This is a genomic window from Pseudomonas sp. Ost2 (genome assembly GCF_018326065.1).
In the GTDB taxonomy this organism is placed as follows: Bacteria; Pseudomonadota; Gammaproteobacteria; order Pseudomonadales; family Pseudomonadaceae; genus Aquipseudomonas; species Aquipseudomonas gingeri.
The window spans coordinates 3,644,255-3,668,739 of the sequence record NZ_AP021904.1 but is presented as its reverse complement, the minus strand read 5'-3'; the positions used below and the strand labels follow the sequence as shown (position 1 = coordinate 3,668,739).

The following is a 24,485-nucleotide window of genomic DNA, read 5'->3' as shown; positions in this document are numbered from 1 at the left end:
AGACGCCCCGCAGCCCTACAAAAATAATGCAGTCATGGACGGTAGCCCTCAATGTTCGACAAGACCTCGTTGCGTGAAATGACGCCGGCGCAGTTCGCCGCCTTGCACAAACGTCCGAAAATCACCCCGATGGAGCGCTCGAGCGTGCCGCCGGCGGCGTCCTTCGCGCAACGCCGGCTGTGGTTTCTCGCCCAGTTGGCCGGTGGCGGCGACGCCTATCACATCCCCCTCGGCCTGCAACTGCGGGGTCCCCTGGACCGCACGGCACTGAAGCGGGCGCTGGATCGGCTGGTGGCCCGTCACGAATCGCTGCGCACCACCTTCGCCGCCCACGATGACGAGGTGGTGCAGGTGATCGCCGAGGCCGGACGGGGTTTCGACTGGCAGGTCCACGAACTCGCCGGCCATCCCGAGACCGGGGCCCGGGTCGCGGCATTGGCTCGTGAAGAGGCGGATGCGCCTTTCGATCTGAAGCAGGGGCCGTTGTTTCGCGGACGCCTGCTGGTGGTTGGCGAGCAGGAACACGTGTTGCTGCTGACCTTGCACCACATCATCTGCGATGGCTGGTCGATGGCGGTCCTGACCCGGGAACTGGGCGCACTGTACGACGCCTTCCGCCAGGACCTCGACGATCCGCTGTCGGCACCGGCCCTGCAATATGCCGACTACGCCGAATGGCAGCGCCGCTGGCTCGCCGAGAGCCCCCAGGCCGACCACGGCGCCTACTGGCGCGACACCCTGGCCGGGGCACCCACCTTGCTGGAACTGCCCGCCGACCGGCCACGCCCGGCATTGCAGGCGTATCAGGGCGGTTTCGAACCGCTGGTGCTGGACGCCACCCTGACCACACAACTCAAGGCCCTGAGCCTGCGCCATGGCAGCACGTTGTTCATGACTCTGCTGGCCGGCTGGGCCGTGGTGCTGGCACGTCTCTCCGGACAGGACGAGGTGCTGATCGGCACGCCGACCGCCAACCGTACGCGCCGGGAGACCGAGGACCTGATCGGCTTCTTCGTCAATACCCTGGTGTTGCGCCTGTCGGTGGCCGATTCTCCGACGGTGAGCCAGTTGCTGGAACACAGTCGCGCGGTGACCCTCGGCGCCCAGGAACATCAGGAACTGCCGTTCGAACAGGTGGTGGAGCAGCTCAATCCGACCCGCAGCCAGGCCTACAGTCCGTTGTTCCAGGTGATGTTCGCCTGGGAAAACACCGAGCCGGGCGCGCTGCGACTGGGCGGGCTGGAAACCCGGCCACTGCGCAGCGGTCATCAGGCGGCCAAGTTCGACCTGACCCTGGTCCTGGCCGAGCAGGATGGCGTGATCAGCGGCGGCCTGGAATATGCCAGCGCGCTGTTCGATGCGGCGACCGTGACGCGTTTCGCCGGTTACCTGCGCCGGGTACTGGTCGGCATGGTGGTGAACCCGCAGCGGCCGGTGGCGGAGCTGGAGTTGCTGGATGGCCAGGAGCGCGACAGCCTGGTGCTGGACTGGAACCGTACCGAACGGGCATTCGACGGCAATCGTTGCGTGCATGAGCTGTTCGAGGCCCAGGTGCGCCGCGACCCCCGAGCCGTGGCCGTGCGTTGCGGCGACGACAGCCTCGATTATGGCGAACTGAATGCCCGGGCCAATCGCCTGGCCCATGAACTGCGTGCCCTGGGCGTCGGCCCGGACGTGCGGGTCGGCCTGTGCCTGGAGCGCACCCTAGACATGCCGCTCGCCGTGCTGGCGGTACTCAAGGCCGGGGGTGCCTATGTGCCGCTGGACCCGGGCTACCCGCTGCCGCGCCTGGCGCATATGTTGAGCGACAGCGCACCTGCCGTGGTCCTGACCCATGGCCCGGCCCGCACAGCGTTGCTCGCCGCCCTCGACGGGATGGCGAGCAAGCCGGCGCTGCTCGATCTGCAACAGGACGCGCCGCGCTGGGCCGGTCGCCCGGAACACGATCCCGAGCCGCGGGCGCTGCAACTGACTTCGCGACACCTGGCCTACGTGATCTACACCTCGGGCTCCACCGGCCAGCCCAAGGGCGTGATGGTCGAACACCGCGGCCTGCTGGCGGTCAGTGCAGCCTGGGAAGGCCTGTACCGGCTGCGGCCGGGGCTGCGACACCTGCAGATGGCGGGGTTTTCCTTCGACGTGTTCAGTGCCGACCTGATCCGCGCCCTGGGTTTCGGCGGCGAACTGGTGCTGTGCCCGCGCCAGGCATTGATGGACCCGCCGGCCCTGTACCGGCTGCTGCGGGACAGCCAGATCGATTTCGCCGACTTCGTCCCGGCGGTGCTCAATCCATTGCTGGCCTGGGCCGAGGACAGCGGCCAGGGTTTGTCCTTCCTCGACACCGTGGTCTGCGGCTCGGATACCTGGACCGCCCATAGCGCCCGCCAACTGCGCCAGTGCTGCGGCGAGCGGGTGCGGATCGTCCATGCCTACGGCGTGACCGAAGCCAGCATCGACAGTACCTGCTTCGAACTGGCGGCCCAGCCGTCGCTCGACAGCAGCCTGCCGATCGGCCGGCCGCTGGCCAATACCCGCGTCTACCTGCTGGACGCCGCCGGCGCCCCGGTACCGATCGGTGTTGCCGGCGAACTGTATATCGGTGGCACCGGCATTGCCCGTGGCTACCTGAACCAGGCGCAACTGAGCGCCGAACGTTTTGTCGACAACCCCTTCGTTGCCGGCGAACGTCTGTACCGTACCGGCGACCTGGCCCGCTATCGGGCCGATGGCAACCTGGAATTTATCGGCCGCAACGACTCCCAGGCCAAGCTGCGCGGCCTGCGCCTGGAACTGGGCGAAATCGAAGCGCGCCTGGCCCAGGTCGCGGGCGTGCGCGACAGCCTGGTCCTGCTGCGCAGGGACAGCCCTGGCGAGCCGCGGCTGGTGGCCTATTACCGCGAGGTCGGCGAACGGCGCCTCGGCCCTGGCGAGTTGCGCGCGCAATTGGCCCTGAGCCTGCCGGACTACATGGTGCCGAGCGCCTTCGTACGCCTCGAAGCCTTGCCCTTGACCGCCAACGGCAAACTGGACCGCAGCGCGTTGCCAGCACCGGATGCCATGGCCTTCGACCAGCAACACTATGCAGCGCCGCAAGGAGCGCTGGAAACCGAGCTGGCGCGGATCTGGAGCGAAGTCCTGGGTATCGAGCGGGTAGGGCGTGACGACGGCTTCTTTGCCCTGGGCGGTCATTCCCTGCTGGTCATCCAGGTCATTGCGCGGATCCGCCGCAACCTCGACCTGGAAATCGCCGCCTCGGTCCTGTTCGCCACCCCGCAACTGAAACACTTCGCCCTGCGCCTGGGCGATGCCCGGGAGGCTGCGCACACGCCGATCGAGCGGGTCGAGCGCGGCGCCACGCAAACGTTGTCGTTCGCCCAGCAGCGCCTGTGGTTCCTGGCGCAGATGGACGGCGGCAGCGCCGCCTACCATATGCCGCTGAACCTGCGCCTGCGCGGCCGCCTGCAGGTGCCGGCGCTGGAACGCAGCCTCAATCAACTGGTAGCGCGCCATGAAGCGCTGCGCACCACTTTTATCAGCGTCGAGGGCGAGCCACGCCAGGTGATTGCCCCTCCCGGACAGGGCCTGAAGCTTGAGCGACTGACGCTCGACGGCGCCGATCCTGCCGGGGAGCGCCTGGCCCGCCTGGTGGACGAGGAGGGTGCCCGGGCGTTCGACCTGGAGCGCGGGCCGCTGATGCGCGCCTGCCTGGTGCGCCTGGACGAGGACGACCAGCTGTTGCTGCTGACCTTGCACCATATCGTCTCGGACGGCTGGTCGATGGGTGTGCTGACCCGCGAGCTGGAGCAGTTGTACACGGCGGCACTGCAGGACCGCGACGACCCGTTGCCGGAACTGGCCCTGCAATACGCCGATTACTCGGCCTGGCAACGTCGCTGGCTGACCGGCGAGGTGCTGGAGCGGCAGAGCCGCTACTGGCGTGAAACCCTGGCGGGTGCCCCGGTGCTGCTGGAGCTGCCGGCGGATCACCCGCGTCCGGCGGTGCAGGATTATCGTGGCGGCGTGGTGCCGCTGGTACTAGACGAGGAACTGACCCGGGGCCTCAAGGCCCTGAGCCGGCAGCAGGGCACGACCCTGTTCATGACCCTGCTGGCCGGCTGGGCGCTGGTGCTGGCACGCCTGTCGGGACAGGCCGAAGTGGTGATCGGCGTGCCTTCGGCGAACCGCCCGAACAGCGAGCTGGAGGCGTTGATCGGTTTCTTCGTCAACACCCTGGCCCTGCGCCTGAACGTGTCCGACAACCCCAGCGTCGGCCAGTGGCTGCAGCAGGCGCGCACGGTGGCGTTGCAGGCCCAGGAACATCAGGACCTGCCGTTCGAGCAGGTGGTAGAATTGCTCAATCCGCCGCGCAGCCTGGCCCACAGCCCGCTGTTCCAGGTGCTGTTCGCCTGGGAGCAGGTGCAGCATGCGCAATGGGCACTGCCGGGGCTTGAAATCGAGCCGGTGGCGAGCCGACAGACTGTCGCCAAGTTCGACCTGCAACTGGCCCTGAGCGAACGTGACGGACAGATCGTCGGTGGCCTGGAGTACGCCTCGGGGCTGTTCGACGCGGCCACGGTCGCCGGTTTTGGCGAATACCTGCGTCGGATCCTGGCGCAGATGGTCGCCGACAGCGCACAAGCGGTCGCCAGTCTCGATCTGCTGAGCCCGGAGCAACACCGGCAACTGCGCGAACAATGGCAGCGCAGCGACTCCGCGCGGGTCCCGCAAAGTGGTTTCCTCGCCCGTTTCGAGGCCCGGGTGGCGGCGACGCCGCAGGCCGCGGCGCTGTATTGGAACGCGGCGGAGCAGAGCTACGCCGAGCTGAACGCGGCGGCCAACCGCCTGGCGCATTTCCTGCGCGGGCAGGGCATCGGTCCCGAGGATCGGGTCGGCCTGAGCCTGGAGCGCTCGCCACAGATGATCATCGGCCTGCTGGCGATCCTCAAGGCGGGGGCCGCCTATGTGCCGTTCGACCCGGCCTATCCGGTCGAACGGCTGGCCTATATGTTCAGCGACGCGGCGCCCAGCCTGCTGCTGACCAGCGCGCAACAGCGGGACAAACTGCCGGCCAGCGCCGCGGCTTTGCCGTTGTATTGCCTGGACAGCGACCAAGCACGCTGGGCGAGCCAGCCGAGCGACAACCCCGTCGTCGCGATCAAGCCGACCCACCTGGCCTATGTGCTCTACACCTCCGGTTCCAGCGGTCGGCCCAAGGGCGTGGCGCATACCCACCAGGCCCTGGATAACCTGATCGACTGGCAACTGACCGAGGCCACGGGCGAAGCGCCGGTCCCGCAACGGGTACTGCAATTCGCCTCGCTGAACTTCGATGTGTCGTTCCAGGAAATCTTCAGCACCCTGTGCCAGGGCGGTTGCCTGGTGCTGCTGAGCGAAGAGCAGCGCAAGGACCTCGCCACCCTGCGTCCGACCCTGGTGGCGGCCGGCGTGCAACGGGCCTTCCTGCCGTTCGCGGTGTTGCAGCAGGTCGCCAGCCTGACGCCGGCCGACGCGCCGATGCCGCCAGGCGGCTGCGATATCATCACCGCCGGCGAAGCCCTGCGCATCAACGACGAGTTGCGCGCCTTTGTCCTGGGCCTTGGCGGCACCCACCTGTACAACCAGTACGGGCCGACCGAGACCCATGTGGTCAGCCAGTTCCGCCTGGCCTGCGCCGAGGCCGACGACTGGCCCGAGGCGCCGCCCATCGGCCGGCCGATCAACAATGCCCGGCTGTACGTCCTGGACGAGGCGCTGAACCCGGTGCCGGTCGGCGTGGCGGGCGAGCTGTACATTGCCGGTGCCTGCCTGGCGCGGGGCTACCTGAACCAGCCGGGACTGACTGCCGAGCGCTTCCTGCCCGATCCGTTCAGCCGCGAGCCGGGGGCGCGCATGTACCGCAGCGGCGACCAGGCGCGACTGCTGGCCGATGGCAATGTGCAGTACCTGGGACGCATCGACCAGCAGGTCAAGCTGCGCGGTTTCCGCGTCGAACTCGGGGAAATCGACAGCCTGCTGCACCAGCAGCCGGGCGTGCTGGAAGCCGCGGTGCTGCTGCGCGAGGATGCACCGGGAGACCCACGCCTGGTGGCCTACATCGTCGGCCCGGCGAGTGTCGATACAGTGCGCGACGCACTGCGCCGGCATCTGCCCGAGTATATGATCCCGAGCGCCTGGGTGACCTTGGCGCAACTGCCGCTGACCGGCAACGGCAAACTCGACCGCCGAGCCTTGCCGGCGCCGGAACGGCTGTCCGGCAGCGACTATGTGGCACCGCTGGCGGAGGATGAAATCCAGCTGACGGCGATCTGGGCCGAAGTCCTGCGCTGCGAGCGGGTCGGCCTGCGGGACAACTTCTTCGACCTCGGCGGGCATTCGCTGCTGGCCACCCGGCTGGTCTACGCGATCAACCAGCGGATGGCGGCGCAACTGTCCCTGAGCAGCCTGTTCAAGACACCGACGCCGGGTGAGCTGATCGCCGCGGTCCGCGCCAGCCGTGACGAGCGCATAGAGGCCGAGCCGGCCTTCAGCGTGATCGAGCCGGACCTCGCTGGCCGCCATCAGCCGTTTCCCCTCACCGATATCCAGCAGGCCTACTGGTTCGGCCGCGAGGCCACGGTCAGCCTGGGCGGCGTCAGCGCCCACGGCTACGAGGAACTGCGCATCCGCGATTTCGATAGCGCCCGCTTCGAGCAGGCGCTGAACCGGATGATCGAACGCCATGACATGTTGCGTGCGGTGTTTCTCAGCGACGGCACCCAGCAGGTACTGGCGCAGGTGCCGGTCTACCGCCTGCCCAGCCTCGACCTGCGCGGCCTGGAAGCCGAGGTGGCGCGCCAGGCCCTGGCGGACAACCGCCAGCGCCTGTCCCACCAGGTGCTGGAAGCCAGTCGCTGGCCGCTGTTCGAGTTCAGCCTGACCTTGCTCGACGATGGCATCAGCCATCTGCATATCAGCCTCGATGCGCTGATCGTCGATGCCGCCAGCAGCCAGATCCTCGCCCGCGAACTGATGGCCTGCTACATCGAGCCGCAACGGGCGCTGCCGGTGCCGCGCCTGGGCTTTCGCGACTATGTGCTGGCCGAACACCAACTGCGTGGCGGCGTGCGTTATGAACGGGCGCTGGCGTACTGGCGCGAACGCGTCGGCGACCTCGCGCCGGCCCCGGACCTGCCGCTGGTGCGCCAGCCGGAAAGCCTTGCGGCGCCGCACTTCACCCGGCGTGACCGGCAATTGCCGGCCGAGCACTGGGCAGGACTGAAAGCCCTGGCCAAGCAGTTTGCCGTGACGCCTTCGGTGGTATTGCTGACCGCCTTCTGCGAGGTCCTGGCGCTGTGGAGTCGCCAGCCGCGCTTCACCCTCAGCCTGCCGTTGTTCAATCGCCTGCCACTGCACCCGGATGTCGACGGCATCATCGGCGACTTCACCTCGCTGGTGCTGCTGGAAGTACGCATCGACGGCAACCAGGGCTTCACCGAGAAGGCCCGGGCGATCCAGCAACAACTCTGGCAGGACATCGACCACGCGGTGGTCAGTGGCGTGCGGGTCCTGCGCGAACTGTCCCAGGCCCGTGGCGTCCAGCAGACGGCGATTCCCATCGTGTTCAACAGCACCCTGTCGGAAGGTGCCGCGCAACAGGCCGAATACAACCTGGCGGATGCCCTGCAAGCCGAGAACGTGCACAGTATCACCCAGACCCCGCAAGTGTGGATCGACCATACCTTGCTGGAGCTGGAGGGGCGCCTGCTGTTCAACTGGGACAGCATCGACGAACTGTTTCCCGAAGGCCTGATCGGACAGATGTTCGACGCCTACAATGAACTGCTCGATCGCCTGCTCGATCCCCGGGCCTGGACCGCGAGCACCCCGCAGTTGCTGCCTCGGGCCTGCCTGCCGGCACCGCTGCCGGCCCCGGCCGCGGCGCCGCTGATGCATGAGCTGTTCGAGCGCCAGGCGCTGGCGACACCGACCGCGACGGCGCTGATCGCGCCAGGGCGGCAGATGAGCTACGGACAGTTGCGGCAACAGGCGCGCCAGCTCGGTGCCCGTTTGCAGGCGCGCGGCGTGGTGCCCAACCAACTGGTCGCGGTGATGATGGAGCGGGGCTGGGAGCAGGTGGTGGCGACCCTGGCGATTCTGTATGCCGGCGGCGCCTACCTGCCCATCGACCCGGCGCTGCCGGAACAGCGGGTGCGGCATATCCTCGAACGGGCCGAAGCCCGCTGGGTGCTGACCCAGCCCGGCCTGGAGGTGGGCGGCGAATGGTCGTCGCAAGTGGCGATCATCGCCGTGAGCGACATCGACGAAAGCAACACTGACAAGAACATCGGCCCCGAGTTGCAAGCGGTGGCGACGGGGCCCGGCGACCTGGCCTATGTCATCTACACCTCGGGCTCCACCGGCCTGCCCAAGGGCGTGGTCATCGATCACGCCGGGGCGGTGAACACCCTGCTGGATATCAACCGGCGCTTTGCCGTGGGCCCGCGGGACCGGGTCCTGGCGGTGTCGTCACTGAGTTTCGACCTGTCGGTGTATGACTTCTTCGGCACCCTGGCGGCGGGCGCGGCGGTGGTGCTGCTGGATCACCGCCAGGCCCTCGATCCGCTGCATTGGCGCGAACTGATCGAGCGCCACCGGGTCAGCCTGTGGAACTCGGTGCCGGCCTTGCTCGGGCTGTTGCTGGAGTCGGTGGAAAACCAGGGCGGCACGCTGCCGGCCAGCCTGCGCCTGGCGATGCTGTCCGGCGACTGGATTGCCCTGAACCTGGCCGACCGGGCGCGGGCGTTGCAGCCGGCCATCGAAGTGATCAGCCTGGGTGGCGCCACCGAGGCGTCGATCTGGTCGATCTGCTACCCGATCGGCGAGGTCGACCCCGACTGGCGCAGCATTCCCTATGGCAAGGCCCTGGATCACCAGCGTTTCCATGTCCTCGACGAGGCGCTGCAACAGCGCCCGACCTGGGTGCCTGGGCAGTTGTATATCGGTGGTGTCGGCCTGGCAAAAGGCTACTGGCGCGACGAGGTACAGAGCGCCGCCAGCTTCTTCGCCCATCCGCTGACCGGCGAACGCCTGTATCGCACCGGCGACCTCGGGCGCCTGCTACCGGACGGGAATATCGAATTCCTCGGGCGCGAGGACAATCAGGTCAAGGTCCAGGGCTATCGCATCGAACTGGGCGAAATCGAAGCCGTGCTCAACCGCCATCCCGGCGTGCACAGCGCGGTGGTGCGCATCCTCGGCCAGCAGCACGGCGAAAAGCGCCTGGCGGCCTATCTGATCAAGAGCGATACCCAGCTGCAGGTCGGGGATTTCTCCCTCTACCTGGCGGACAAGCTGCCGGCCTACATGGTGCCGACATCCTTCACTTTCCTGGAAAACTGGCCGCTTTCGGCCAACGGCAAGGTCGACAAGAGCCGCCTGCCGGAACCCCGGGTAAACGAGGACAGCGGCCCCGTGCTGGAGCCGCGAGGTCCGCGGGAAGAGCGCCTGGTGGCGATCGTCGAGGCACTGCTCAAGCACGACGGGATTGGAGGCCACGCCAATCTGCTGAGCCTGGGCGCCACCTCCATCGATATCGTCAGGATCAGCAACGCCTTGTCCGCCGAGTTGCAGTTCCGCCCGCACCTGGCGCAACTGCTGGCCCAGCCGACCCTGGCCAACCTGCTGGAACTGTACCGGCGCAGCCTGGAGCACCAGGCACTGGTCAGCCGTGTCCAGCCAGCGGTCGTGCAGACCGTCGAGGTGATCGAAGACCCGCAACTGCGCCAGCAGTTCAAGGCCGACGAGCATGGCCGGCGGCGCTTTTCCCGGCCGTTGCCGGCGGTGGCCCTGGCGTTGCCCGAGGACAGCGGATTCAGCCAACGCTTCAGCGACTGCCGTTCGGTGCGCCGCTACGACCCGCAACCGATCCCGACCGCGGCATTCGCCCACTGGCTGGCCGGACTGTCGCGTGGGCAACTGGACGGCGAAGTGAAGTACCAGTTCCCCTCGGCCGGCGGGCTCTATCCGCTGCAGGCCTATCTGTATATCAAGCCGACGCGGATCCACGGTGTGCCCGGCGGCGCCTTCTACTACGACCCGGTACGGCACCAGTTGCAAGCGCTCGGCGAAACCTCGCGGCTGGACCCCGACACCTACGACTACTTCGTCAACCGCCCGGTGTATGAAGACGCCGCGTTCGCACTGTTCCTGATCGCCGACCTGGCGGCCATCCGCCCGCTCTACGGCGAGCGCAGCCGGGATTTCTGCCATATCGAGGCCGGCGCCATGGCGCAGCTGCTGACCATGACGGCGGCAGAGCAGGGCCTGGGCCTGTGCGGCATGGGCTCGATCGACGAACAGTCGCTGCCGGCGCTGTTCGACCTGGGGCCAAGTCATCAGTTGGTCTATTCGATGGTCGGCGGCCTGCGGGCTGCCGGCGAGCAACGCAACAGCCGGGTGGAGGCCTTCGCCACAGCCCGCACGGATGACGACAGCGACATGGAGGAGATCGAAGTATGAATGCCCATCAGTTGCTGGACCTGTTCAGTCGTCATGGCGTGAGCCTGGAGGTCGATGGCGACAAGCTGCGCTGCAAGGCGCCCAAGGGGTTCCTCGGCGAGGACCTGCTGCAGGCACTCAAGCAGCACAAGCAGGCGCTGATCGCGTTGCTGGGCGCAGGCGACAGCATTGCCCCGCGGGCAGAGGGCCTGACGCCGCTGCCGCTGTCGTTTTCCCAGCGACAGCTGTGGTTTCTCGACCAGCTGGAGCCGGGCAATCCGTTCTACAACATCCCCAACGCGGTAATGCTCCGGGGCCGGCTCGAGGTCGCCGTGCTGGAGCGGGCGCTGAACGAGCTGGTACGGCGCCACGAGGTCTTGCGTACAACCTTCGCCCATGTCGACGGCGAGCCGTGCCAGGTGGTGCATCCGCACCAGCCCGTGGCGCTACCGGTCAGCGACCTGCGCGGCCTGTCGCCCGAGGAGCGCGAAGCGCAGGTGCGGGAACGGCTGGCCGGGGATGCCCGTGGCGCCTTCGACCTGGCCCGCGGGCCACTGCTGCGGGCCTCGCTGCTGCAACTGGCGGACGAGGAATACCTGTGGCTGTACAACCTGCACCACATCATCGCCGATGGCTGGTCGATGGCTATCGTGCTGCGCGAAGTGGTGACCCTCTACGGCGATTACCTCAAGGGCCGGTCGTCGAGCCTGGCACCCTTGCCGGTGCAGTACGCCGATTACGCCTGCTGGCAACAACGGCAACTCGGTGGCGAGGCCTTGCAGGAGCAACTGGACTACTGGCGCCGGACCCTGGCCGATGCGCCGCCGTTGCTGACCCTGCCCACCGATCGGCCGCGGCCACGGGTGCAGGGCTATGCCGGCGCGACCTGCCACAGCCGCATCGACGGCGCCACCCTGCGCGGATTGCAGGACCTGGCGCGACAGACCCAGGGCTCGCTGTTCAACGTCCTGATGGCGACCCTGGCGGTATTGCTGTGGCGCCACAGCGGCCAGCAGGACGTGTCCATCGGTACGCCGTTCGCCAACCGCGGGCGGGCGGAAATCGAGCCGCTGATCGGCCATTTCGTCAATACCCTGGTGATCCGCAACCGCCTGGAACCGGGGCAGACCTTCGCCGAACTGCTGCGCGAAACCCGTGTGCGCATGCTTGAAGTCCATGCCCATCAGGACGTGCCATTCGAGCGGGTGGTCGAGGCGGTCAACCCGCAACGCGATACCGCCTATTCGCCGCTGTTCCAGGTGATGCTGGTGTTGCAGAACACGCCGGGCGCGGCCGTCGAGATGCCGGGATTGAGCCTGGCGCCCCATGGCACCAGCAGCGCCACGGCCAAGTTCGACCTGGCGTTCGAGCTGGTGGAGCAGGGCAACGGCCTGCAACTGACGGTGGAGTACAACACCGACCTGTTCGATGCCGCCACCGTGGAGCGCCTGGCGGGTCACTACCGGCGCCTGCTCGAACAGATCGCCGAGGATGCCAAGCAACCGATTGGTGCCCTGGACCTGCTGAGCGAGGCCGAGCGCCAGCAGATCGTCGTCGACTGGAATCGCAGCGCGCCCCTGGCCCAGGTCCCCGGTTGCGTCCATCACCTGATCGAGGCCCGGGCGGCGAGTGCGCCACGGGATGGCGCGGTGCTGTTCGAGTCCACCACCCTCGACCATGGCGAACTCAACCGCCGCGCCAACCGCCTGGCCCATCATTTGCGCAGCCTCGGCGTGGGGCCGGACGTGCGCGTCGCGGTCTGCCTGGAACGCTCGCTGGAACTGCCGGTGGCGATTCTCGCCGTGTTCAAGGCCGGGGGCGCCTATGTGCCGCTGGATCCGACCTATCCGGTCGGGCGCCTGGGCCACATGCTGGCGGACAGCGCGCCGCTGGTGGCGCTGGTCCACGGCTCGACCCGTGACCTGCTGCGTGCCGCCTTCGCCGAGGCGGGTCGCGAAGTACCGGTGTTCGACCTCGACAGCGACGCGCCGATCTGGGCCGGGCAGCCCGCGCACAATCCCGATCCAGGCGCGGTCGGCCTGACCCCCGAGCACCTGGCCTACGTGATCTACACCTCCGGCACCACCGGCCTGCCCAAGGGCGCCATGGTTGCCCATCGCGGCTTGAGCAACCTGTTGCTGTGGTGTTCGCAGGTCTGTGGCGAGGGGGCGGATTCGGCGATGCTGCAGAAGATCCCGTTCGGTTTCGACGCCTCGGCCTGGGAACTGCTCTGGCCGCTGGCCGCGGGCGGACGGCTGGTGCTGGCGCGCCCCGGCGGGCATCTCGAGCCGGCCTACCTGGTCCGGCTGGCGCGGGAGCAGCGGATCAGCGCGCTGGTGTTCGTGCCGGCGATGCTGCAACTGTTCCTCGATATCGATGAAGTCGGCGATTGTGTCGACCTGCGCGATGTGTTCTGCGGCGGCGGCGAGCTGACCCCGTCGATTGCCCGGCGTTTCCAGCAGGTCTTGCCCCACGCGCGGCTGCACAATGTCTACGGTCCCACCGAAACCACGGTGATCAACAGCCTCTGGACCCTGGAGCCCGGTGCCGAGGTGCCGGCACGGCAACTGCCCATCGGGCGGCCCATTGCCCAGGCCCGCCTGTATGTGCTCGACGACCACGATGCACCGGTGCCGGTGGGCGTCAGCGGCCACCTGCACATTGGCGGGGTAGGCGTGGCCCGGGGTTACCTGGGACTGGAGTCGTTGACGAAGGAGCGTTTTATCGCCAGCCCGTTCGTGCCCGGCGAACGCCTGTACCGCAGCGGCGACCTGGCGCGTTATCGCCCGGACGGCCAGCTGGAATTCCTCGGCCGTAATGATTTCCAGGTCAAGCTGCGTGGCGTGAGGCTGGAACTTGGCGAGATCGAGGCACGACTCGAAGCCTTTCCCGGCCTGCGCCGCGCGGTGGTGCTGATGGTCGGCGACACCGCGCAGAACCAGCGGCTGGTGGCCTGTTGCAGCGTGTCGATGAGCGCGCGTCCCGAAGAGGCCGCGGTGCATGCGCACCTGGCCGGCACCTTGCCCAGCCAGGTCATGCCGGCCGCCTACCTGTGGCTGGAAGAACTGCCGCTGACCGCCAATGCCAAGATCGACCGCGACGCGCTGCGGGCTCTGGCCGACCAGGACCTGGTCAGCCGCCAGGTCAACCTGTCCAGCCCGCGCGACCATATCGAACTCAAGCTCTATCAGATCTGGAAGGGCCTGCTGCTGGCCCCGCAGATCGGCATCCGCGACAACTTCTTCAATGTCGGCGGCACCTCCATCGCGGCGATCAAGATGGCCCACCAGGTCGGCCAGGCCTTCGGCATCGAGTTGCCGATCCGCGTGGTGATCGGCCATCCGAGCATCGAGGCGCTGGGTGGCTGGATCCGCTCGGGGGCCAACCCGGCAGCGGCCCGGAGCAACCTGATCGAGTTCCGTCGGGGTGACGGCCAACGCAATGTGGTGTGCATCCATCCCGCCGGCGGCACGGCGTTCTGCTACCTGTCGCTGGCCAAGGTCCTCGCGGAGTCGGTGGGGGTCTATGGCGTGCAGTCGCCGGGGCTCAATCCCGGCGAGGCCGCCGAACCGACGGTCGAGGCCATGGCCGCGGCCTATCTGCGCCTGATCGAACCGCTGGTCACGCAACCGCTGGTTCTCACCGGGCTGTCGTTCGGCGGGCTGGTGGCCTACGAAATGGCCCGGCGCCTGACAGCGGCGGGACATCGGCAGGTCACCGTGGTGCTGCTCGATACCCAGGGCTCGGACAATGCCGCCTACCGGCAGCAGATGGCCCCGGTGGACATGGCCGAGTTCCGCGACAAGCTGGTGCGCTTCAACGGCATGTACCCCGGCATCGAGGACGCCCAGGTCGAACGCTATTTCCATATCTACAACCACAACCGCATGGCCGTGGCGAACTACGTCTGCCAACCCAGGGCCGGGCGGGTGGTGCTGATCCAGGCACGCGAGGGTTTCAGCCGTGCCCAGCTCCATGGACTGCGCGGTTTCTGGCGCCGCCGGGCTGGCGATGGCTACCTGGCGAAGCTGGTCAACGGCGGTCACTGGGACATGCTGGAGACCGTGGAAATGCGCCGTGTCGCCAGGACCCTCGAACAGGAACTGAAGCGGTTCGATGGCCCGGGGCGGGCATCCGCGGCGACCTTGCCGGCTGAATCTTTGACGCAGGAGGCGTAATGGACATTCTTCAGCAAGAGAGTGCTCGGCCAGGCAGGGTGCAGCACACCGCCCCGGCGACCCTGCTCGGGCGTTTTGCCCAACAGGTGGCGGCATCGCCCCAGGCCCTGGCGGTGATCGACCGGCAGATACAATTAAGCTACAGCGAACTGGCAGCCGCCAGCGAACGGATCGCCCAGGGCTTGCTGGCGCGTGGCGTGCGCCCCGGACAGCCCCTGGCGCTGTGCATGCCGAGGTCCTGGCGCTGGCTGGCGGCGCTGCTCGGTGCCTTGAAGGCCGGGGCCGTGGTGGTGCCGCTGGACCGTGCCAGTCCTGCGTCACGGCGGCTGCGGATGCTGGAGGACGGCGCCTGCGTCGGGCTCCTGGTGGACGAGCCTTTCGCCGATCTGCCAGCCAGCCCGTGGCAAGCCGAAGTAGCGGCCTTGCTGGACACCCCGGCGCCGGGCACACTGCCACTCGCCAGGACGCCTGCCGAGGTGAGCTTCCTGTTCTACACCTCGGGCTCCACCGGGACGCCCAAGGCGGTGGAAGTCGGTGAGCGCGGGATCTTGCGCCTGGTGCAGCCCGGCGGCTACATCGAGATCGGGCCTGGCGAACGCTTTGCCTGCCTGTCCAACCCGGCCTTCGATGCCATCAGCTTCGAACTCTGGGCACCGCTGCTCAATGGCGGCACCTGCGTGATGATCGCCGATGACGAACTGCTCGATGCGCGGCGCCTGGCCCAGGTGCTGGAGACGCAGGCGGTGGCGACACTGTTCATGACGGTGTCGCTGTTCAACACCCTGAGCCAGGAATATCCGCGCTGTTTCGCCAGCCTGCGCCAGGTGCTGATCGGTGGCGAGCAGATCAGCGCCGTGGCGGTTCGCGACTGGTACCGGGCCAACCCGCACAGCGCCTGCCGCATCTTCAATGTCTATGGGCCGACCGAGTGCACCACGTTCGCCTTGTGCCAGCCAATCGCCCGCGACTTCGAAGGGACCTCGGTGCCAATCGGTCGCCCCTTGCCCGACACCGGGGTACGGATTCTCGACGAGCAGCAACGGCCGGTCGCCCCGGGAACGGTGGGCGAGCTGTACCTGACGGGCAGCGGCGTGGCCCGCGGCTACCGCCAGCGGCCCGAGGAGACGGCGCGCTGTTTTGTCACCTTGCCCGGCGCCGATGGCCAGCCATTGCTGCATTACCGCAGCGGCGACCGGGTCCGCGAGAACGAAGCGGGCCTGATCGAGTACATCGGCCGCGTCGACCGTCAGGTCAAGGTACGTGGTTTCCGTATCGAACCCGGTGAGGTCGAACAACGCATCCTCGAATATCCCGGCGTGGCCCAGGCCTATGTCTGCACCCGTCGCCAGGCCGCCGAGGACCACCAGTTGCTGGCCTTTATCGTGCCCCGCGACGAACTGGACCCTGCCGGGTTCGACGCCCACCTGCGGGCGCAACTGCCGACCTACATGCGTCCGCAGCAGCTGTTTCTGCTCGAACGCCTGCCGCTGACCGCCAATGGCAAGGTCGACCGTGCGCGTTTGCTGGAGCAGGGTGGTCAGCCATGGCGGGCGTCACAGGCCACGGCCGGCGAGGAAACACCAGCGCTGTCATGGTTGCTGGAGCAGGCGCGGACACTGTTGGGCCAACCGCGATTGGGCGCCGAGGACGATTGGTTGCGCAGCGGCGGCGACTCGCTCAAGGCCCTGCGCCTGCGTTCGGCGGTACGCCGCCGGTGGCAGGTGGAGCTGAGCATGGCGCAGTTGCTGGAGGAAAACTTCACCGGCCTGGCCGAGCTCCTGGTCAGTTCGCGGGCGCATCCCGCGCTGTATCCGCCGGCGCCAGCGCCGAGCACCTCGCGACGCCTGCCGGCGACCGCCGAACAACGCCGGTTGTGGTTGTTGCAGCAGCGCGAGCCGACGTCCACCGCCTATAACGTGCCGCTGGTGCTGTGGCTGCCAGCCAGCGTCGAACTGGCGGCCCTGGGCACGGCCCTGGAGCAACTGGTGGCACGTCACCCGGCATTGCGCACGGCATTCGAGTCCGGGTCGGACGGGCTCGACCAGGTGGTCGCCGCACAGGGAACGAACTGCCAGACCTTTGCCCGCGGCCAGTTCACCGAAGACAACTGGCAGGCGTTCGCCGCGCTGGTATTTGCCACGCCGTTCGACCTGGGCAGCCCCACGCTGTTCCAGTCCTGGCTGTTGCCATTCGCCGATGGCAGCGCGCGACTGCTTCTGCACCTGCACCACAGCGTGGTCGATGGCTGGTCGCTGAACCTGCTGTTCGACGATCTGCAGATGCTCTACACCGACATTCTCCAGGGGCGCACCACGGGCGACCGGGACAATCGCCTGACACCGCTGGAATTCGGCCAGTGGCAGGGCCAATGGAGCGTTGCGCCGCACTACCGCCAGCAACGTCGCACCCTGGCACAGTTCCATCGCGAACAGCCGGAACCATCGCCTGGGTTGCTGCCACAGCGCAACGGCGGCGGGGCCGGGGCCCGGCAATATCGCCAGGCGCTGGAAGCGGCGCAATGCCTGGCGCTCGAACGCTTCTGCGGGCAACAACGACTGACACGCTTCGAAGTGTTGTTCAGTGTATTCGCCTGGACCCTGCACGCCCTGACCGGTCTGTCGCGTCCACGCATCGCCAGCCCGGTGTCCAACCGGCCGCTGGCCGAGTTCGAAGAAGCGGTGGGCATGTTCGCCAACACCGTGCTGATCCCGACGGCCGTCGACGGCACTCGCGCCCTGGACGAACTGTTGCGTGAACAGACCGATATCGTGCGCCAGGTGCTGGCGTATCAGGATGTGGCGCTGGCGGATGTGGTGGAAGACCTGCGCCTCTCGGGCAGCCAGACGCTGTTCGACTTCATGTTCGTGCTGGAGAACACCGATTTTTCGAAACTCGAGGGTTTCCAGGCCCGCCTGGAATTCACCGGGCCGTTGCAGGCCAAGTGCCCGCTGACCCTGTCGCTGGTGGACAGTGCAGAAGGCCTGGCGGGCTGGTGGGAATACCAGTGCGATTATTTCACCGAGGCGCAGATGCAGACGGCCGCCGGGCTGTTCCGTGGCGCACTGGATCGGCTGTTGCAGGCACCGACCGAGCCCCTCGATTCGCTGCTGTTGCCCTATCGCCGCAGTTTGCCGGCGGCCAGCCAGGGTGGAGCGGGGCAGCCGCCTTTCGCCACCCTGGCGGACTGGTTCGAGTACCAGGTGCAATGCACGCCCGACGCCACGGCACTGGTGGCGGGTGAACAGCGGCTGAGCTATGGCCACCTGAACGAACGGGCCGACACCCTGGCGGCCACCCTGCGCGAGGATCCGGCACTGCCTGCGCTGGGCCTCGCGCCCGGGCCGGTGGTGCTGTTCCTCGATACTTCGGTGGAACATATCGTTGCCTTGCTGGCCCTGGCCAAGCTCAACCTCACCGCGGTGCCGCTCGACCCCGGCTACCCCCAGGCGGTGTTGCGCCAGGTGCTGGGGCAGTGTGGCGCCCACTGCCTGTTGTTCAGCCGTGCGACCGAAACGGCCCTCGAGCGCCTCGGCGAACACGGCATCGCTCGCCACCGGGTGCGGCTCGATGCCCCGACACGTCCCTTTGCCCGCACGCCACATCGGGGCGAACGGCCGTTGTACATGCTGTTCACTTCCGGTTCGACCGGCACGCCGAAGGGCGTCCAGGTCGCGGACCGTACGCTGTGCAACCTCTTGCAGTGGCAACGCGACGAGGGCGGGCTGGCGGCCCGGGCACGGACCCTGCAATTCTCCATGCTGTCGTTCGACGTCTCGTTCCAGGAGATTTTCAGCACCCTGTGCGGTGGTGGTTGCTACCACCTGATCAGCCCCGGCTGGCGCCAGGATGCACCGGCATTGCTGGACTACCTGCTGGACGCCGGCATCGAGCGCCTGTTCCTGCCCTGCGTGGCCCTGCAGCACCTGGCCGAAACCGCCGTGAGCCGGGGGCTCTATCCGAGCCGCCTGCGCGAAGTGGTCACGGCGGGGGAACAACTGCTGTGCACCGAGGCGCTGCGACAATGGTTCGCCGGCATGCCCCAGGCGAGCCTGTTCAATCACTACGGACCGACCGAGACTCATGTGGTGAGCGGCCTGCGCCTGGCGGGAGCACCACGGGAGTGGCCGCTGCGCGCGCCCATTGGCCGGGCGGTGAGCAATGCCTGCCTGCTGCTGGTGGATGAACACGACCGGCCGTTGCCAGCGGGCGCGACGGGCCACCTGCTGGTGGCGGGGCCGATGGTTGCCCGCTGCTACCTGGGCGATCCGCGGTTGAACGCCAGCCGTTTCGTCGAACTGCCCGATGCCACGGGAGCCCCGCGCCTGTTCTACCGCACCGGTGACCTGGCCCGGGTCGATGCCTCGGGGTGCCTGCATTACCTGGGGCGCGACGACCATCAGATCAAATTGAGCGGTCATCGCCTGGAGCTCGGGCAGATCGAAGCGACGCTGATGCAGGTCCCCGAGGTGACGGGCGCCATCGTCACCCTCGAAGCCGAACCGCCGCGCCTGGTCGCCTACCTGCAAGTGGACGGGATGGCACCCGCTGCCGAGGCGCTGGACCGTCGGCTGGCCCGTGAACTGCCGGCCCATGTGCGTATCGACAGCTATCGACGCCTCGACCAATGGCCGCGCACGCCCAGCGGCAAGATCGACCGCAAGGCCCTGCAAGGCCTCGGCGAGCGGCTGGAACGCCAGGCCATGGTCGCAGCCGAAGCCTCGTCGAACCCGCTGGAGCAGCGTCTCGGCGAGCTGTTCGAAGCGGTGATCGGTCGGCCGATCAGCCCGGACCAGACATTCTTCGAGGCCGGTGCCACCAGCCTCGGGCTGATGCGCCTGCATGCCCGCTATAACCAGGAAGCGGAGCTGCAAGTGACCATGGCCGAGCTGTTCGAGCAGGTCACCCCGCGTCGACTGGCGGCCCATCTGGCGACAGCACCGGCCAGCAGGGTCGAACCCCTGCGCGGGCGCGACAACGGCCATTCGCCCATGGCGGTGATCGGCATGGCGGTCAATGTCGCCGGGGCCGTGGATCTGCGGGCCTTCTGGTCGATGGTCGAGACGGGCGCCTCGGGCATCGAGCGCTTCGACGCCGAAGCCGGACGGGTCGGCGCCCGCAGCCAACTGGCGGGGATGTTCGATTTCGATCCCGAGTACTTCGGCATCAGCCGCCAGGAAGCACGGCTGATGGACCCGCAACAGCGCCACCTGCTGATGGCCTGCGTACAGGCCCTGGAGCATGCGGCGATCGTTCCGGCGGCGGACGGCCCACGGATCGGCCTGATCGCCAGTTGTGGCGAAACCACCTACTTCCAGCAACTGCTGCGCCAGGCCGATGCGAGCGAACTGCCGGATACCTTCCAGATGGCCCTGCATCACGACAAGGATTTCCTCGCGACCAAGGCCGCCTATCACCTGGATCTCGGCGGCCCGGCCATGAGTGTGCAGGCCGCCTGCGGCAGTTCGCTGATCGCCGTGCACCTGGCGGCGGCGCTGCTCAGGCAGGGCGACGCCGATGTGATGCTGGCCGCCGGGGTGCTGGTGGACCCGACCCTGACGCAAGGCTATCGCTACCGACCGCAACATATCTTCTCCCGCGATGGCCTGTGCCGTCCCTTCAGCGACGATGCCAGCGGCACCCTCGGCGCCAGTGGCTACGGCGTGGTGGTACTCAAGCCCCTGGACCGGGCACAACGGGACGGCGACCGGATCTACGGGGTCATCGAGGCTTCGGCGCTGAACAACGATGGGCACGACAAGATGAGCTATACCGCGCCATCGGTGGCGGGCCAGAGCGCGGTGATTCGCGAAGCGCTGGACAAGGCCGGGCTGCGCGGCGCCGATATCGGCTATGTCGAGGCCCATGGCACCGGCACGCTGCTGGGCGATCCGATCGAGGTCGCGGCGCTGGGCAAGGCCTTCGGCGAGGCACCGGCGAACAGTTGCGCCCTGGCCTCGGTGAAAAGCCAGATCGGCCACCTGGGCGCCGCGGCCGGCGTGGTAGGTCTGATCCGCGCGACACTGGCGGTGTACCACGGCGTGTTGCCGGCGAACCTGGGGTTCAACCGGATCAACCCGCAGATCGACCTGCAACACACGCCGTTCCATATTCCCACCGAGCCGCGGCCCTGGCCCGAGGGCCGACGCCGCCTGGCGGGAGTCAGCAGCTTCGGCATCGGTGGCACCAATGCCCATGTGATTGTCGGCGCGGCGCCCGTGGCCGAGCCGGCGGCGGCGCCCGGCATCCCGTGCCTGCTGCTCAGCGCCCGGAGTCGCAGCGCACTGCTGCGCAACATGGCGACGATCAAGGCGTACCTGGACCAGTTCCCACATCGCCTTGAGGCGGTGTTGCGCTACCTGCAATCGGGGCGCCGCCAGCACCGTTGGCGCTACGGCGTGGCGTGTCGAGCGGGGGAACCGTGGGTGGCGGACGAAACGTCGATCCGCGAAGTGCCGCTGTCGACCCGGCGCTGGCCGGCCCATGGCGCGACGCCCGGGGAGATCCTGCAAGCCTGGTACGACGGCGCCCGGATCGACTGGCCGAAACGTTCGGCGCCACCGCCCTGGGACCTCGGGCCATCGGCATTCGATCTGGAAACCTGCCGATTCCCGCTGTCGGCACAGGGTCCGGCCCCGATCCCTGATACCCCGCCGGAGCCAGCCCGCACCCCCTTGCCGGAGTGGTTCCACCAGCGCCAGTGGCTGCGGGTGCGCCGCTTGGGCAGCACGCCGGCCGATAGGCGCCGCGAGACCCTGGTGGTCTGTGCCAACGAGGCCCTGGACAACACCTTGCTCGATGCACTGGGCAGCGTTTATCGGCGAGTGGTCCAGGTGCGTGCCGGCAATGGCTCGCGGCGCCTGGGGCCGGACCGTTTTGAACTGGACCCGAGTGATCCGCAGGCGCTGCTGCCGCTGCTGGCGGATGTCGTCGAGCCGCAAGTGACCGAACTGGATTGGCTGCACGCCTTGCCGTTGTCGGTCGGCGGCGCGGTGAACGAACAGAGCCTGGCGGCGGCCCAGTGGGCCTGTCTGGACACCCTGGCGGCCTTGATGCAGGCCTGGGGCGACTCACGCCCGACAAGATTGCGCCTGTGGCTGCTGTCCTGGCAGGCCTGCGCGGTCGAAGGCGAGGTACAGCGACCGGAACTCGGCGCCCTGGCCGGGGCCTGCGAAGTGCTGCCGCAGGAATATCCGCTGCGCTGCCACTGGCTGGACCTGCCCTCGGCACACTGGGCGAGCCAGGCCGACCGGCTGGCGGCGCTACTCAGCGATCCGGCGGCATTGCCCCGGCGCCTGGCGATTCGCGGCGACTACCTGTGGCAACCGCGGCTGATCGCCAGCCCGGCACCGTCGGCCCCGGAAACTTCGGCCTTGCTGCCCTTGACCGGGACCTTCCTGGTCCTTGGCGGGAGCGGTGGAATCGGCAGCAGCCTCTGCGAACACCTGCTGCAAGCGCCAGGGCGGCGGATGGTGCTGATCTCGCGCCGGGGCGAACTGCCAGCGAACCTGCTGGCCTACCGTGAGCGTATCGACAACCTGCAGGCCGATATCGCCGATCTGGCCCGCTGGCCGGCGGTACTCGAACAGCTCGCCGAGCGTCATGGCGAACTGGCCGGGGTCATTCATGCGGCGGGCGTCGGTGCCGGCGGCCTGGTCCGCCATCGCGATGCGCGGCAGATGGATTCGGCCATGGCCGCCAAGACCCTGGGCATGCTGGCGGTGGAAGCGCTGATCGCGCGGCTCGCTCCGGGCTTTGTCCTGTACTGCTCGTCGATGTCGGCGGTGTTCGGCGGTGCGGGGCATCTGGACTATGCCGCCGCCAGTGGCGTGCTGGATGGCTTTGCCCATTACCGTGCGCAGGCGGGACGCTGCGTGCGCCTGGGCCTCAACTGGGATATCTGGCGCGACCGCGGCATGGCCACGGCCGTCACCTCCAGCGACGAAGCCCATCAACGTCACCTGGCGCTCGGCCTGTCGGTCGAAGAGGGCGCCCGGGTGTTCGACCTGGCCCTGGCGATGCAACTGCCGCAGTGCCTGGTGTCGACCACCTCGATCGTGGCGTCGCGGGCCTTTTACCCGCGTCGCCACGGCGCTGGCGCGACCGTGGCCAAGAGTGCCGCCGCCGGCGTCGACCCGGCCGGGCACCTGCGCGCTTGCCTGTGCCAATGGCTCGGCCTGGAAACCTTGCCCGACGATGCCTCGCTGTACGAACTGGGCGCGGACTCGCTGACCTTGCTCGACCTGATCGACGAGGTGCAGTCGGGACTGGGCGTCGGCCTGCAACTGTCGCAGTTCAGCCACAAGGTCAGCCTGCGGGAAGTCCTGGCGCTGATCGATGCCGCCGGGGCTGGGGCTGGGGCCAGCGTCAGCGACTGGGCCGGCGCGGTGCAACTGGATATCTGGAGTCCCGGTGCCGGCCGGGAATGGCTGTGCCTGGTGCATCCGGTCGGGGGCGACGTGCAGGCCTATCGCGAACTGGTGGCGGCATTGCCCGAGACCCTGGGGGTCTGCGTGATCGCCGACCCGGCGTTGCAGCATCTGGGGCTGCCGCCGATCAGTCTCGCGCAACGGGCCGCCTGCTACCTGGAGTCCTTGCAGGCGCGTTTCCCGCGCCAGTCCTTTGGCTGGCGGCTGGCCGGCTGGTCCTTCGGTGCGTGGGTCGCCCAGGCCATGTGCGCGGCGGCGGGTCAGATGGGCCTGGCGCCACCCCGGCTGTATCTGATAGACCCGCCGGCACCGGACGCGGGCGTCGAACTGGCGCGAATGGATGAGCGGCAGATCGAGGCGGTGTTCCAGCGCGAATTCGCCCAACGCTGGCCCGAGGCGGACGCACGGGGGTTGTCCGAGGAAATGCAGGGTTACCTGCAACGGCTGACCACCTGCTGCAAACACAACATGAGCAGCATGGCGACGTTCACGCCGCCGGCCTTGGCGGACACCCCGGCCCGGCTGTTTATCGCCAGCCAGGCCAATCCCTACGGCGTCGGCCGGGGCTGGCAGGCCGACGAGTTACAGCGGGCCTGGCAAGGGTTGCTGCCTCATCTGCTGGAATGGCGGGTGCTGGACACCGATCACTACGGCATCGTCGGCGGACGCTGGGCCCGGCTGATTGCCGAGGTCATCGGCAGCGACGGGCAAGGAGAACGGCATGCACCTTGAAGCACAACCCGACTGGCTGCGGGTGCTGGTCCCGGTGCTGCTCGCCGGACAACCCGCGGACTGGGTGCAACGCTGGCGCAACGACTTGCAGGCGGCGCTGACCCACCTTGGCGGCCCGGTACCGTTTGCGCGGGTCCATGCCTGGCAGGCCGAGGTGGTACTGCCACGGTTGCCTGAATGCATCGAGGATAGCGATCACGCGAGCGTGGCGGCCCTGCAGCAATTGCATCGGCGCGCCGCCCTCGGAGTCAACGGTCGTCGCGGGGAATGGCTGGCGGCGCTCAAGCCGCTGCTGCCGGCCCTGTATCGGCGGGCTTTTCCCTATGCCACGGGTTATGCCCGGGCCCATGCGTTGGCCCTGGAGTACGCCACGGCGCCGGCCAACACCGCCATGATCGCCGAGCATTTCGGCGATGCCCGGGGCTACGCCGACTACTACGCCGAACTCAGCACCGAAGCCAACGCGGCGGCTTTCGCCGATGCCAACAGCCGGGCCTACGCCCACATGGCCGCGGGCATCTTCGCCGATAACGATGCCGCCGGTTATGCCGGGATCTGCGTCGGCGCCACCCGTGTCTGGGCCCTGGCCTGTGCCGGCAGTGGCGAGCAGGACCGCGAGTGCCGGCGGCGGATGTTGCGGGACCTGGCAGAAGGTTTGATAAATTCTTAAAAA

4 protein-coding genes are annotated in these 24,485 nt (G+C 68.1%); all 4 read left to right on the top strand.

The window, feature by feature from the left end:
- The first annotated feature begins 51 nt into the window (after positions 1-51).
- The 4 genes from KI243_RS16085 to KI243_RS16070 are packed head-to-tail and all read left to right on the top strand — an operon-like array spanning position 52 to position 24,482.
- On the top strand, positions 52-10,497 hold the full coding sequence (locus KI243_RS16085) for a non-ribosomal peptide synthetase (RefSeq protein WP_212811155.1): 10,446 nt from the start codon (positions 52-54) through the stop codon (positions 10,495-10,497).
- Complete coding sequence (locus KI243_RS16080; protein ID WP_212811154.1) at positions 10,494-14,654, top strand: non-ribosomal peptide synthetase; 4,161 nt, start codon at positions 10,494-10,496, stop codon at positions 14,652-14,654. Before KI243_RS16085 ends, KI243_RS16080 begins: the two co-directional genes overlap by 4 nt.
- Complete coding sequence (locus tag KI243_RS16075; RefSeq protein ID WP_212811153.1) at positions 14,654-23,812, top strand: non-ribosomal peptide synthetase; 9,159 nt, start codon at positions 14,654-14,656, stop codon at positions 23,810-23,812. The genes KI243_RS16080 and KI243_RS16075 overlap by 1 nt, the downstream gene beginning before the upstream one ends.
- The gene (locus tag KI243_RS16070; RefSeq protein WP_017128384.1) at positions 23,802-24,482 is read left to right on the top strand and encodes a hypothetical protein; all 681 of its coding nucleotides are present in this window, start codon (positions 23,802-23,804) and stop codon (positions 24,480-24,482) included. The genes KI243_RS16075 and KI243_RS16070 overlap by 11 nt, the downstream gene beginning before the upstream one ends.
- Positions 24,483-24,485: the final 3 nt, after the last annotated feature.

Bases quoted from the DNA above. Each gene is read 5' to 3' on its own strand.
- KI243_RS16070 (WP_017128384.1), top strand. From the start codon at position 23,802: ATGCACCTTGAAGCACAACCCGACTGGCTGCGGGTGCTGGTCCCGGTG.
- KI243_RS16085 (WP_212811155.1), top strand. From the start codon at position 52: ATGTTCGACAAGACCTCGTTGCGTGAAATGACGCCGGCGCAGTTCGCC.
- KI243_RS16075 (WP_212811153.1), top strand. From the start codon at position 14,654: ATGGACATTCTTCAGCAAGAGAGTGCTCGGCCAGGCAGGGTGCAGCAC.
- KI243_RS16080 (WP_212811154.1), top strand. From the start codon at position 10,494: ATGAATGCCCATCAGTTGCTGGACCTGTTCAGTCGTCATGGCGTGAGC.